We start from the raw sequence: 13,328 nt of genomic DNA, 5'->3' as shown, positions 1-13,328 counted from the left end.
GGGGGGCGGATTCCTGTGGGGACGTGGCGCTAGGGCACCCGCCCTAGGCGCAGCTTGCCCTTAGCAGGGGGGCGGATTCCTGTGGGGACGTGGCGCTAGGGCACCCGCCCTAGGCGCAGCTTGCCCTCAGCAGGGGGGCGGATTCCTGTGGGGACGTGGCGCTAGGGCACCCGCCCTAGGCGCAGCTTGCCCTCAGCAGGGGGGCGGATTCCTGTGGGGACGTGGCGCTAGGGCACCCGCCCTAGGCGCAGCTTGCCCTTAGCAGCCGGGCGGATTCCTATGGAGACGTGGCGCTAGGGCACCCGCCCCAAGCACACCCCACCCTTAGCAGCCGGGCGGATTCCTATGGAGACGTGGCGCTAGGGCACCCGCCCCAAGCACACCCCACCCTCAGCAGCCGGGCGGATTCCTATGGAGACGTGGCGCTAGGACACCCACCCTAGGCGCAGCTTGCCCTTAGCAGCCGGGCGGATTCCTGTGGGGCCGCGGCGCTAGGACACCCACCCCAAGCACAGCCCACCCCTGGCTGCTGAGATCGCGAAGCGATCGAGGCACGAGCGACGGGAAACACCATACGTCTCCCCCAACCCAAACCCACACAGCGCCGAAGACCCCACTGGAGTAAGGCTGCTCCCCACTGTCACACCAACGCGGCCAGCTCGCCGAAACGCTCCCCCGCCCGCAGGGATGGCCCCACCACACCCCACGTGGTGGGACCGACCGAATGATGCTCCCCGCGCGTGCGGGGATATTCCGGCTCCTGTCCCGATAACGGGGTCACCGGAGGCGCCCACGGGAGGTGTCCCCGCGGCCCAAGCCGGTCAGGTTGAGCAGCGCGGCAGCCAGCGCCCACTCGGATTTCTTGAATTGATTGTTGTTCACGTGTCGCCCCTCCCGATAATGCCAGGGGACTGGTGAATCCACGTTGCCACAAAGAGCACTGAAATAGGGGCAGGTATGAGCTAAGTTCGATTTCATAAAAGGCTGTCAAGGTTTCGGTTGCCTCGTTCGAGGTGCAAATAGCGCAAGAAATGTGTTATAGAATGACGTTCAGTTGTCGATGAGGGTTTTCCTTTGTTGTTGCACGTCAAGGCTGTATTTGGCGGAGAAGGGTGGGGTCGTCATGACGCTGGAATTCCCCGTCGCCATCGGGTGCGGCCCGATACTCCTTGCCGGATGCGGTCAGCGAAAAGTTGGCATCTCCACGAGCGGCGCTTTTCCCGCGCTGAGGATGTGGTGTGACATAGTCCGCGCGCGACCCGTAGGGGAGTTCAGGATCGAGGGGCGGGCCATCCGGCGGGGCTGGCGGCCGGCATGATCTGGCCAGTGACCGCGCCGAAGCCGATGCGGGAGCCCGCGGGACCGGGAGCGGTTGCGGTGATGGTGACCTCGTCGCCGTCGGCGAGGAAACCGCGCGTGGTGCCATCGGGCAGTTCGACGGGTTCGGCGCCGTTCCAGCTCAGTTCGGCCAGCGAACCGCGCTGGTCGCGATCGGGTCCGCTGACGGCGCCCGAAGCGTACAGGTCACCGGTGCCAATCGAGGCGCCGTTGCCGGTCAGGTGCGCCAGCAGTTGCGATGGTGTCCAGTACATAGCAGCGAACGGTGGCCGCGAGAGCACGTGCCCGTTGAGCCGTATCTCCAACTCCAGGTCCAGGCCCCATTCCTCGGTATCGCGCAGGTAGTCCAGGGGGTGCGGGTCGCGTGGTGGCGCGGCCACCCGGGCCTGCTCCAGCGCCTCCAAGGGGACGACCCACGGCGACACCGACGTGGCGAACGACGTGCCCAAGAATGGCCCGAGCGGCACGCGCTCCCACTCCTGGATGTCTCGCGCCGCCCAGTCGTTGACTAGACACACGCCGAATACGTGCTCGCGGAAATCCTCGATCGGCACCCGGCGACCCGGGTGGGAGCCGGTTCCCACCACGAAGCCCACTTCGGCCTCGAAGTCGAGCCGGCGCGACGGCCCGAAACTGGGCTCGGTCTCGTCGGGCGCCTTGCGCTGCCCCTGCGGTCGGGTCACCGGCGTCCCAGAGACCACCACGGTGCCGGAGCGGCTGTAGTAGCCCATGGGCAGATGCCGCCAGTTCGCCGGTAGCGGCTCGGCGTCGGGAAGCAGCATGCGCCCCATGGTGCGGGCGTGGTGTTCGCTGGCGTCGAAGTTGACGTAGTCGGCCACCGTGAACGGCAGGCGCAGGCGCACCCGCGACAGCTCGAACAGTGCCGGCTCTACCGTGGCGCGGTGCCGCTCGTCGGTGAGGAGGTCGCTCAGCCGCGCTCGTACCTCCCGCCACCGGGTCGGTCCCTGCGCCATGAACACGTTCAACGACGGCTGGGCGAAGACGGGATCATCCAGCGTGGCGGCCAGGTCCAGGACCGCGTCCCCGATGCGCACCCCCGCGCGGGGATTGTTCCCGTCGACCGAGAACACCCCGTAGGGCAGGTTCGCGACCCCGAATGGCGAGTCGGGCGGCAGGTTTAGCCAGGTCATTGGGGTCTCCCTCCCGCGGCGGTACCGAGTGGCCCCAGCGCTGTCAGGCCGGCTACCGGGCCAGTGTTACCGCAGGTAGCTAGCGACGGGAACGAGGCGCGCAGCGCTTTTACCTGTTGTGTGCCCATCTCGCCGGTTCCGGCCACAGCGGAGCGCCCGGCCGGTAGCGGGGAGTTTCGTGTCGACGCTGTGCGTTGAAGCTATTGCTGGTAACGGGAGCGGCGCGGGCAGCGGAGCTCTCGGCGGGGCCGGCGTCCGGTTTGGTCGGCATGATCGAGGCGAGGGGTATCCGCGCGGCGATTCTCGTCGCGATCAAAACACCCCGAGCTGTCCCCAGCCACCACCGGCCCTTGCCGACCCTGGCCTGCCGCCGTCGTGTCCGCCCGGCAAGGGCGCGGTGGTCAGGCCGCGGACGGTCGGTCGCGAGGGCGGCGCCGCGCCGGCGGGAGGGGGACCGGGTCGGCGCCTTCGACGATCGTGTTGGAGATCGTGCCGATACCCTCCACGGTCATGGTCACGGTGTCGCCAGGGCGCAGCGGGGGCGGGTCCTGCCGGCCGCGCACGCCCCACAGCTCGGCCAGGCAACCGCCGTTGCCGCACGTGCCAGACCCCAGTACGTCGCCGGGGCGCACCTGGGTGCCGCGGGAGGCGTAGGCCACCAGCTCCTCGAAGGGCCAGCCCATGTTGGACAGCAGGTCGCGGCCGATCTCCTCGCCGTTGACGGCCACGGTCATGCCCAGGCGTAGGAACCCGTCGCCGTCGCGGTAGGGCTCCAGTTCGTCGGCGGTGACCAGCCAGGGGCCCAGCGTGGTGGCGAAGTCCTTGCCCTTGGCCGGCCCGAGGCTGACCTTCATCTCGGCGCTTTGCAGGTCGCGGGCAGACCAGTCGTTGAGGATGGTGTAGCCCACGATGTGCGTGCGGGCCTGCTCGGGCGTGAGGTCACCGCCGGTGGCGCCGATGACGGCGGCCACCTCCAGTTCGAAGTCCAGCACGTGGCAGCCGGGCGGGACCGCGATGTCGGCGCCGGGGCCGGTGACGGCGTAGGGGTTGGTGAAGTAGAAGGCCGGCGCGGCGTACCAGGCGTCGGGGACCCCGGAGGTGCCGTCGACGCTCTTGCGCACGCCTTCGACGTGCTCCTCGAAGGCGACGAAGTCGCGCACGGTGGGCGGTTGCAGCGGGGCGAGCAGCTCCACCTCGGCCAGAGACGGCCCGGCCGGGCCGTCCAGGGAGTTCCAGCCGTCGGTGTACAGTTCACCCGCACGCAGCAGAGTGAGCGGGTCGGCCGACAGCGGGTGCAGGGCGTCGCCGGAGACGACCCCGCTGTGGCGCTCACCGTCGTGCCGGAAAGTCGCGAAGCGCATGCGTCGGTCCTGATCGTTGGGGTGGGAACAGAAGGAGGGCCGGCCGCCGCCCGTCGACGGCGGCCGGGCGGGGCCGATCAGACCGGCGGCGCGACGAAGACACCGCGGTCGGGGTCGTTGAAGGACTCCTTGGCGACGAACTCGTCCATCGGGTTGGCGGTGCCCCACTGGTCGGTGACCTCGGGCTGGGAGAAGTCGTAGACGTGGGGGTGCCAGGAGTCCTCGTCGAGCAGCTCCAGCTCGGTGGTGTACTCCATGGTGTTGCCGTGGGGGTCGAGGAAGTAGGAGAAGGTGTTGTCACCGGCCAGGTGGCGCCCCGGCCCCCAGATCTTGCGTACCCCCGAACGCAGCAGCCGCCCGGTGCCGCGCATGTACTCGTCGATGCCGCGCATCTCGAAGGAGATGTGGTGCAGCGACGGGTGGGGCGCCTTGGCGATGGCCAGGCTGTGGTGCTGCGGGTTGCAGCGCATGAAGTGCATGACCTCGCCCATGTGCGGCGAGCTGAGCGTGTCCGACAGCGCGAAGTCCAGGTGCTGCTCGTACCACTGTTGAGTGCGGGTGATGTCGGTGGAGTTGAGCACCACGTGCGACAACCGCACCGGCACGGCTTCGCGCTCCTCCAGCTTGCGGTGTTGGCGCACGGCCACGTCGCTGGAGACCTCCACGGTGCGCCCGTCGATGTCGAAGAAGCGGAAGCCGTAGCCGCCGCCGGGGGTGTCGATCGGGCCGGGCTCCCTGACGATCTCCACGCCCGCGCCGATCAGCCGCGCGGCCAGCGCGTCCACGTCGGCCGGGGTCTCGGCGCCGAACGAGACCAGGTCGATGCGCTTCTCATCGGAGCGGCGCAGCCGCACGATGTACTGTTCCGGCGAGCCTTCGGCGGCCAGGAACGAGATGCCGCTGTCGTTGGCGACCTCGGTCAGCCCCCACGTGCTGGTGAAGAACTGGTGTTGCTTGTCGTAGTCGGGTACCGCCAGCGCCACGTGGCGCAGGTGGGTGATCAGACGCTCAGGCATGGTGATCCTCCGTGTCGTCCGTCGGGTTGAGAGCGAACAGCGTCGCGGCGTTGTCGCCCCGAATGGCGCGGGTCGCGGGTTCGGGGAGCTCGGCCAGTTCCAGGTGCGCCACGGGAGAGTCCACTCCCATGTCGAAGGGGTGGTCCGAGCCCAGCACCACACGGTCGGCGCCCACCGCCGCCACCAGCGCGCGCAGCGCTTCGGGCGTGTGCACCAGCGAGTCGAACCACAGGCGGCGCAGGTAGGAGCTGGGCGGGGCGGCGCAGCCGTGGACGTCGGGGCGCACCCGCCAGCCGTGGTCGGAGCGGCCCAGGTAGGTCGGTAGGTAGCCGCCGCCGTGGGCGGCCACCAGCCGCAGGCCGGGGTGGCGGTCCAGTACGCCCGAGAAGATCAGGTGCGACAGCGCCACCGCGTTCTCCACCGGCTGGCCCACGATGTTGCTCAGGTACCACCGGTCCAGCCGCTCGTCCAGGCTGCACCCGAACGGGTGGAGGAAGACGACCGCCTCCAGTTCGGTGGCGCGTTTCCACAGCGGGTCCAGCCGCCGGTCGGACAGCTCGACGGTGCCCTGTCCCCGCGCTGCCGGGGCGTGGGAGGAGAGTTCCACGCCGGCCAGCCCGCACTCCAGCACGGCGTGTTCGAGCGCGGCCACCGCCAGCTCGGGGTGGTGCAGCGGCACCAACCCCAGCCCGCGGAGCTGATCGGGGGCCTTCGCGCAGTGCTCGGCCACCCCCTCGTTGGCGGTGCGGTAGACCTGTCGTGCCAGCTCCGGCGGGGTCCAGTAGTGGTAGTGCGACGGCGAGGGGCTGACGATCTGGATGTCCACCCCGGTGGCGGCCATGTCGGCCAGCCGGCTGTCCACCCGGGTCAGCCGCTCCCACCGGGAGCTGATCATCTCCCCACTGACCCGCAGCGCCGCCTCGCCATTGCGGCGCGCCTCCAGCTCCCGGTGGGCCGCCAACCCCGGCTCGTCCGCCACCAGCTCCTCCACCTGCGGCAGTAGCACGTGGGCGTGGACGTCGATCGTCGGTGCCTGCTGTCTCATACGTCTCCTCATCAGGCGGGCTCGGCCAGCATCGCCAGGGTCCGCCCCATCAGCCCGGGCGGGTCGGCGTCGGGGCTGGGGCGCAGCAGCCACTCGCCGAGCTGCACGGAGGCTTCGACAACAGTGCGGGCACGCTCGTAGCGGCGGTCCATGAAGGCGCCGAACAGCTCGTCGTCGACGGTGTCGCGCGCCAGCAACAGTTCGGCGAGCACGGCGGCGTCCTCGAAGCCCATCGCCGCGCCCTGGGCCAGAGTGGGAGGGCAGGCGTGGGCGGCGTCGCCGATCAGCACCACGCGCCCCCGGTTCCAGGGGCGATCCACCAGCAGCGACTCGAACCAGGTGTAGTTGACGGCCTCGTCCGCGCCGATGTGGTCACGGATCTCGCGCCACACCCCGCCGTAGTTGCCGGCCAACTCCCGCATGGTCGCGCGACGCTGGTCGGCTGACAGCCCCGACCGGTCGGTGGCGTCCTCGACGAGGTAGGCGTACATGGTGTCGGGGCCGGTGGGGCAGTAGCCGGCGATGTAGCAGGCACCGCCGTAGATCAGGTCGGTGCGCTCGACGCTCTCGGGGCGGCGGGTGTGGACCCGCCAGATCCCCATGCCGGTCGGCGTGGGCTGGTCGCTCACCCCGATCATCGAGCGCACTGTCGAGCGCACGCCGTCGGCACCCACCACCAGGTCGTACTCGCCCGCGGTGCCGTCGTTGAAGCTCACCCCGACCTGCTCGTCGCCGGGCCGCAGAGCGGTGACGGTCGTGCCGGTGCGCAGCCGCGCCCCCGCGCCGGTGGCGGCCCCGGTGAGGATCTCCCGCAGCCGGGGCCGGCTCATACCGAGTGTGGCGGGCAGGTCGGGCCCGCCGGTGCGCACATCCTCCAGCTCCACGATCAGCTCGCCCTCGGGCGTGCGCATGCCGAGTGTGTCGAAGGCGAAACCGGAGGCGCGTACCTCGTCCCACACGCCGACCTCGCGCAGCACCCGCAGCGCGTTGCCCTGCACGGTGATGCCCGAGCCGCGGGCGGAGGCGACGTCTTCGATCTCCACGACGTCCACGCCGACGCCGGCGCGGGCCAGCAGCGTGGCCAGCGAGCAGCCCACCGGGCCGCCGCCCACGACCAGAACAGAGTCAACAGATGGCATTTCCGTGCTCCTTCACACGACGGCGATGGGGTTGACCGGTGAGCCGACAGCTCCGGTGATCGGCAGTGGTGCGGCCACGAGTTGGAAGTCGTAGCGGCCGTGGCGGGCGCAGTCGGCGGCGAGGGCGTCGAGATCCCACATCTCGCCGATGAACAGGCCCATGTTGGGGATGGCGACCTGGTGCAACGGTTGGAAGGCGCCGTCGAACTCGTTGGGGCGCACCTCGAATCCCCAGGTGTCGGTGGCGATCGCGGCGATCTCGGCCGCGTGTAGCCAGCCGGCCGTGGTGAACGACAACCCCGGTGCCGCTCCGCCGGCGTAGTCGCCCCAGCCGTCGCGGCGCACCCGGGTGAGCTGGCCGGTGCGCACACACACGATGTCACCACGCTCCACGTCGACCCCGTGCGCTTGGGCGGTGGCGCTCAGATGCTCGGTGGTGATGGCGAACCCGTCGGGCAGTTCGCCGTCCCGGCCGATCGCGCGGCCCACATCGAGCAGTACGCCTCGGCTCACGATGGCCGCCGCCGCGGTCTCGATACCGGTGATCAGGTCGCCCTCGCTGGTGACCACCGTCTGAGCGGCGCGGCCGTTCCACGCCTTGCCGTGGTCGAAGATGTGGCCCAGCCCGTCCCACTGCGTGGAGCACTGCAACGGCATGGCGATGACGTCGTCGGCGCCGCCGATGCCGTGGGGGAAGCCTTGGTTGCCCAGGGCGGCGTCCACACCGGTGTCGAGCATGGTGTGGACCGGGTTGGTGCGGCGCCGCCACCCTTTCTGCGGGCCGTTGGCATCGAAGCGCTGCGACAGCGAGAACGTGGCGCCGCGGCGCACCAAAGCGGCGGCTTCGACACGTTTGGCGGCGTCGATGAAGTTGAGGGTGCCCAGCGTGTCGTGCTCGCCCCAGCGGCCCCAGTTGGAGTACTTCGCCGCGGCTTCGGCGATGGCCGCCTCGGGGGCGGTGGGGTCGAGTTCGCTCACCGCTGCTCCTCGGCGACGCAGCGGTTGGTCTGGGTGCCCAGGCCCGTGATGGTGCTCGCCATGACGTCGCCGGGGTGCAGCAGCCGTCCCCAGGCCATGCCGTTGCCGGCGGGGCTGCCGGTCAGCACCAGATCGCCCGGTTGTAGGGGGACGGTCTGCGAGGCCGCCGAGACCAGGCGGGCCACGTCGAAGATCATGTCCTTGGTGGACTCGTCCTGCATGACCTGGCCGTTGAGGGTGAGGCGCACACGCAGGTCCATGGGGTCGGTCACGCATGCCGCCGGCACCAGGTAAGGGCCCAGCGGCAGGAACGTCGGCGCGTTCTTCGAGCGCAGCCAGTCGGTGCCGATCTCGGGCATGTCGCGGCGGAACACCAGGTCGCGAGTGGTGATGTCGTTGGCGATGGTGTAGCCGGCCACGTGGTCGAGCGCCCGGTCCCGGGAGACGCGGAAAGCCGGGCGGCCGATGACCGCGGCCAGCTCCAGTTCCCAGTCGTGCTTGTCGCTGTAGCCGGGGAGCACGACGTCGTCGTAGGGGCCGCATACCGCCGAGGGCAGGCCGGCGAACAGGTAGGGTTCGCCTTCGGCGGCGCGGCGGTCCATCATCGCCGCCGCTTCGGTGCGCACCTCCTCTTCGCTGCGCTCGTCGCCGGGCTCGCGGTGGGCCGCGACCAGGTCGATGACGTGGGTGCGGTAGTTCGCGCCCGACTGCACCACCTGCCCCGGCCGTAGCGGCGCCAGGGTCGTGAGCTCGGAGCGGTCGCGCCAGTCCAGGTCAGCGCGGCGCGCCAGGTCCGCCAGGAGGGGAAGCACCTCGTCCCAGCGTTGCAGCAGCTTCGCCACGTCGCCGGCGCGTTCTCCCAGCAGAGCCGGGGACAGCTCCACCACCTGGTCGCCGCTGACCAGTCCAGTGAAGGTGTCGGCGCCGGCGGCAAAGGTCCCCAGCGCGAACCACTGGGGACAGGGCGCGGATGGACTCGCCACGGATCGCCTCCGAGTGATGCGGAATCAATGGATGCCCTCCACTCTGTAGGGTGCGTCACAATAAGGGAAATAGATATGTAACATGAGAGAAATTTGCCCGGTAAATAGGGGTGGCTTATGAACCTCGCGAACCTCGACCTCAACCTGCTGGTCGCGCTGCACGCTCTGCTGCAAGAACACAACGTGACCCGCGCCGCCGAGCGGGTCGGCCTGAGCCAACCCGCGATGAGCGCCGCCCTGGCGCGGCTGCGGCGCCACTTCGACGACGACCTGCTCGTCAGGTCCGGCAACCGGTTCGAGTTGAGCACCCTGGGGCGGGAGCTGAGTACGCAGACCGATATGGCCTGTCACGTGGTCGAGCGGGTGTTCTCCGCCCAAGCCGGGTTCGACCCGGCCACCTCCCAGCGCGAGTTCACCATCATGACCTCCGACTACCCCATGGCGGTGCTCAGCCGGCCGCTCACCACGGCCCTGCGTGAGCAGGCCCCGGGCGTGCGGCTGCGGTTCCCCCGGATCAACACCCTGGCCGTACACGACATCGACACCACGCTGCGCTCCATCGACGGGGTGCTGCTGCCCCACGGCTTCATCACCGACCAGCCCGCCGTGGACCTCTACACCGACCGTTGGGTCTGCGTGGCCGCCGAGGATCACCCCTCGATCGGGGAGCGCCTGACCATGGACGATGTGCGCCGGCTGCCGTGGGTGGTCACCTACCAGCGCCCCACCTCCTACGCTCCGGCCGCCGAGCAGTTGGACATACTCGACATCGAGCCCCACATCGAGTTCACGGTCGAGGGCTTCCTCGCGGTCCCGCTGCTCGTGGCCGGGACCGACCGCATCGCCCTCCTCCAGGAACGGCTGGCCCGCCGGCTGCTGCCGTTGGGAGGATTCCGCATCCTGGAGTGCCCCTTCCAGCCCACTCCACTCGTTGAAGCCATGTGGTGGCACCCCACCCACCGCCACGACCCCGGCCACACCTGGCTACGCGGCTTTTTGGCCGAGGTCGGCAAGCAGGCCGACGGTGAGGCCCCGCTAACCGACGCGCATTAACACCGCACCCGCATCCGGCGAGCCCTCCGTGCCAAGCGTCCGTTTCCCCACGGCCAGTGGGAGCTGCCACATTGACGGTGGAGGGGCCTCCGGCGCGGAAGGCGCGAACCGCGCCCCCGCGCGGCTTCGGCAGCGGCCCCGGATCGAGTTGCGCCAGCGCGACAGGCAGCGGGAGGAACGGGTGACGCTACGCATCGAAGTCGACGTCGACCGCTGCGAGGCCCACGCCGACTGTGAACAGGTCGCGCCCGAGCTGTACCAGCTCGACGACGCCGGAGAGCTGCACCTGCAACTCGAGGACGAAGTGCCCCCGGAACTGGCCGGTCCAGCCGAGGCCGGTGCCCGCGCGTGCCCCGTCGCGGCCCTGAGAGTGGTCGGCTCGGAGCAGGCTGTCGAACGGTCGGAGTGAAGGCTGCCGGGGCCGCGAGGTTTTCGTACAGCAGGGTGGAAAGGTGGCGCCGTTCGCTCGTGCCTCGATCGCTGCGCGATCTCGGCAGCCTGAGGGGCACGGGGGTGGGGGTGGGGTGAGGCGTTGCAGGCGGCTATCGGGGGAGGGGACACGGCTATGGCCCGGGACCCGACAGCGGGTCCCCCTCCCGAACCCAGCGCCAGACCGCAACACCCCCGCCGTACATAGTTTGCTTCTAGTACTGCAACGACAGGTCACCGATAGCAGCTCTGTGACCTGCGGTCTCGTAGTGGTAGGAAAGCTGGCCGCAGAGGCTTCGCATTGCATTGACCTGCGGTTCCGTGAAAGTCGCTCCTGAACTTGTCGTTGCAGTGTTGGTGGGGAGGGGGTGGTGGTGTTGCGGTGTGGGGCCTCTGCCGTGCGTGGTTTGTTCTTGGTGGAAAGGGGCGGGTTCCTGGGGGGCATGTCTCCCGTACACAACCCGCCCCCTGGTTGCCGAGATCGCGAAGCGATCGAGGCACGAGCGGTGGGAAACACTACGTGGCCCCTCAACCCCGCTCCGCACCGCGCCGCAACCCCCGAAGATGGCCGCTAATCCAGCAGCAGCACACTCAGGGGAGCACGCAGCGCCGGCGGCTCACCGGAGATGGTGTGGACCTCCCCGTCGGCGATGATCCGGTAGATCGGCAGGTCGGCGCCGACCTCGCCACCCGTCTCGGCGACCGTTGCGATATCGGCCACCGCCTCCCGCACCCGTGTCGCCTCGTCCACGGTCAGGTCGGCCGTGTCGTAGTCGGCCACCGTGGTCACCTCGCCAGTGATACCGCCGCCCCGTTCGATGCGCACCCGCACGTCTGCCTCCCATCTGTCGCGCGCAAGCACCGTCGCTGGCCATGGTGGGCCGGTGTGACGGCCCACCGCCTGTGGTCACTGGGTGAAAGAACGGCTGATCCGCCTGCGCTCCTCAGCGAGGATGTCGGCGTCCTCCAGCGAGCCGTTCGCCGCTAACTGTTGCCCACCAAGCATCTGGAACTCCGGTAGTTGCATCGTGCCGCAGCACGCGGAGCGGTCCTGGGCGGCCTGTAGGCTCGGCGAGTTCTCGTCGGAGACGGCGACCTCGGTGACATCGGGTGTCGCACTGTCGCCGGTGTAGTCGGGGTCGTGCAGCCGCGCGCGGATTCGGCCCGACAGCAGGTCGTCCATCGGTGTCGGAGAGGTCACGACCTCCCGGACAGCGAAGCGGTTACGGATGAAGGTGCGGTAGATCGGCGGATCGCCCCGCTCCTGCGAGAGGCGCAGCATCTCGTTGACGACGTCGGTGTAGTCGGCGTTGAACTCCGGTGCCCGTTTCAGGGCCCCCAACAGCAGCGAGCACAGTTGGCTCGCCACCTCCATGAGAACCAGTGTCGGCCCCGTGCGCTCCTGGCGCCGCTTGTACTCGAAGGTGAACACGTCGGCGAGCACGTCATAGACCGCCCCCGTGAACACTTGCGAGATCGCGTGGACCTCGTTTCCGACCTCGCTGAGCCGTAGGTCGTTGTCGGCGTTGCGCAGCCCGAACTGCTTTCCCAGAGCCGTGCCGAACTCCTCGCCCACCCACGACAGGAACGAGGTCGCGTGCAGATCGCACTTCGTGCGCGCCACCAGCGCCTCCACCTGGTCAGCTTGGGAGAGCACGAGGAAGACAGCGCACAGGTCACCGAAGGATTCGTGGAGCCCACCGGTCTGCGGCGGGCTCTCGGCCGCCAGCCACCCGGGCTTCAGACCGTCAAGGAGGGCGTGCCCCGCCTCGTGGGCGACGATGTCCAGCGAGCGGCAGGCCATGACCTCCGAGGTCGCCTCCTCCGGTGTGAAGTGCAGGAACTTCAACGCTCGGGCGGTACGGGAGTAGTAGGCGTTGGCACCTTCCCCGGCCCGCGGGAAGACCGTGATGGGGTCGGGGTTGCCGTTGGTGTTCCACGCGAAGGGCACCGGCTCGCCGTTGAGCCGTTCCAGCATGGTCAGCGTCTCGCGGACCACGCCGAAGGTGTGCGCGCAGTCGAACCTGGCCGTGTTGGGTGGGAAGAGGAAGTCGCCGTTGGAGTCGCGGGTCACCGGCGTCACCCCGTCCAACCGGGTGGTGACACGCACGTCAGTCGGGCCGTTCAGCACCACCGACGGGACGAAGATCGAGCGGATGCCCAACTCCCGGACCAGGGGGTCCTGCTTGTAGATCAACATCCGCGGCCCTACGGGCAGCGAGCTCGGCTGGGGCAGCGGCCGGGTCGGTTCCTGCGCGCGGGCCTGCTGCGGGATCAGTTGCGCCAGCCGGTGCACGGTCGGGGCGGGGACCTCGGTCGCCGCGGCCTCCCGCGTCTCGGGAATGATCGCCGTGGTGTGGTGGGTAGTCATGGCACACCCTGCCTTTCCGCGCTCCCAGAGCCCGCCGGCGACCGGGTCAGTGGCCGTTACCTCCGTGGTCGGCGCGTCGCACGTCGCTCGGGAGCGCTGCCGTCCCCACCATTCCGCGGGGGAGGGTCGGTGAGGGGCGGCTCGTAACCGTTTGTCGCAGTAGTCGCACCTACCCTGCCCGCCCCTGCCGACGCGCCGCTTCGCCGTCGGAAAAGGATTTTTAACCGTGGTATCCGCGGGGACGCGGTCGGGGTCAGCCCCTCTCGCGCCCGGCGCGTCGGGCGCCGGCCGCGCCCCGTCGACCGCGAGTCGCATACGTTGGGTCTCTCCCATTCCAGCGGCCCCGGGCCCCACTCCAGTCCACGGTCAGCCGTGGCCCCGGTCTGACGTGAGGCCGGCACCGAACCGGCGAGCGGGAAAAACTTCCGGTCGGCGTCGGTGACCGAGGTCTCCTCGGCGCTTCT

Annotated in this window: 11 protein-coding genes; 2 read left to right on the top strand and 9 right to left on the bottom strand. The window is 69.6% G+C overall.

The genetic code is table 11. From position 1 onward, the window contains the following. Positions 1–1,271 precede the first annotated feature (1,271 nt). The 7 genes from fahA to ABD848_RS17580 form a co-directional block, all read right to left on the bottom strand. Positions 1,272–2,489: a fumarylacetoacetase gene (fahA, locus tag ABD848_RS17610; RefSeq protein ID WP_344973351.1), complete on the bottom strand. Its 1,218-nt coding sequence runs from the start codon at positions 2,487–2,489 to the stop codon at positions 1,272–1,274. A 401-nt stretch (positions 2,490–2,890) separates the two neighbouring features. Beyond that, entirely contained in the window at positions 2,891–3,850 is a 960-nt protein-coding gene (locus tag ABD848_RS17605) for a fumarylacetoacetate hydrolase family protein (RefSeq protein ID WP_344973348.1), read from the bottom strand. A 77-nt stretch (positions 3,851–3,927) separates the two neighbouring features. Then, positions 3,928–4,866 (bottom strand): VOC family protein, encoded by a 939-nt coding sequence (locus ABD848_RS17600; RefSeq protein ID WP_344973346.1) that lies wholly within the window; start codon positions 4,864–4,866, stop codon positions 3,928–3,930. Continuing rightward, positions 4,859–5,911: an amidohydrolase family protein gene (locus ABD848_RS17595; protein ID WP_344973343.1), complete on the bottom strand. Its 1,053-nt coding sequence runs from the start codon at positions 5,909–5,911 to the stop codon at positions 4,859–4,861. Before ABD848_RS17595 ends, ABD848_RS17600 begins: the two co-directional genes overlap by 8 nt. A gap of 11 nt (positions 5,912–5,922) precedes the next feature. Further along, positions 5,923–7,050, bottom strand: coding sequence for an FAD-dependent monooxygenase (locus ABD848_RS17590; RefSeq protein WP_344973340.1), 1,128 nt, complete (start codon positions 7,048–7,050; stop codon positions 5,923–5,925). Positions 7,051–7,062: 12 nt separating this feature from the next. Further along, the gene (locus ABD848_RS17585) at positions 7,063–8,028 is read right to left on the bottom strand and encodes a cyclase family protein (protein ID WP_344973337.1); all 966 of its coding nucleotides are present in this window, start codon (positions 8,026–8,028) and stop codon (positions 7,063–7,065) included. Continuing rightward, the gene (locus tag ABD848_RS17580; RefSeq protein ID WP_344973334.1) at positions 8,025–9,011 is read right to left on the bottom strand and encodes a fumarylacetoacetate hydrolase family protein; all 987 of its coding nucleotides are present in this window, start codon (positions 9,009–9,011) and stop codon (positions 8,025–8,027) included. Before ABD848_RS17580 ends, ABD848_RS17585 begins: the two co-directional genes overlap by 4 nt. A 117-nt stretch (positions 9,012–9,128) precedes the next feature. On the opposite strand from ABD848_RS17580, the gene ABD848_RS17575 reads away from it, so the two are divergent. Both ABD848_RS17575 and ABD848_RS17570 read left to right on the top strand, forming a co-directional pair. Further along, positions 9,129–10,064: a LysR family transcriptional regulator gene (locus ABD848_RS17575; protein WP_344973332.1), complete on the top strand. Its 936-nt coding sequence runs from the start codon at positions 9,129–9,131 to the stop codon at positions 10,062–10,064. Between the two features lie 181 nt (positions 10,065–10,245). Beyond that, on the top strand, positions 10,246–10,473 hold the full coding sequence (locus ABD848_RS17570) for a ferredoxin (protein ID WP_344973330.1): 228 nt from the start codon (positions 10,246–10,248) through the stop codon (positions 10,471–10,473). Positions 10,474–11,064: 591 nt separating this feature from the next. Here ABD848_RS17570 and ABD848_RS17565 read toward each other — a convergent pair. After that, the gene (locus ABD848_RS17565; RefSeq protein WP_344973328.1) at positions 11,065–11,325 is read right to left on the bottom strand and encodes a hypothetical protein; all 261 of its coding nucleotides are present in this window, start codon (positions 11,323–11,325) and stop codon (positions 11,065–11,067) included. A 75-nt stretch (positions 11,326–11,400) separates the two neighbouring features. Further along, on the bottom strand, positions 11,401–12,864 hold the full coding sequence (locus tag ABD848_RS17560; RefSeq protein ID WP_344973326.1) for a gluzincin family metallopeptidase: 1,464 nt from the start codon (positions 12,862–12,864) through the stop codon (positions 11,401–11,403). Between the last annotated feature and the right edge of the window lie 464 nt (positions 12,865–13,328).

Origin of the sequence: Salinactinospora qingdaonensis, from assembly GCF_039539445.1 — a bacterium.
Classification (GTDB): domain Bacteria; phylum Actinomycetota; class Actinomycetes; order Streptosporangiales; family Streptosporangiaceae; genus Salinactinospora; species Salinactinospora qingdaonensis.
This window is presented reverse-complemented; position numbering and strand designations above follow the sequence as displayed.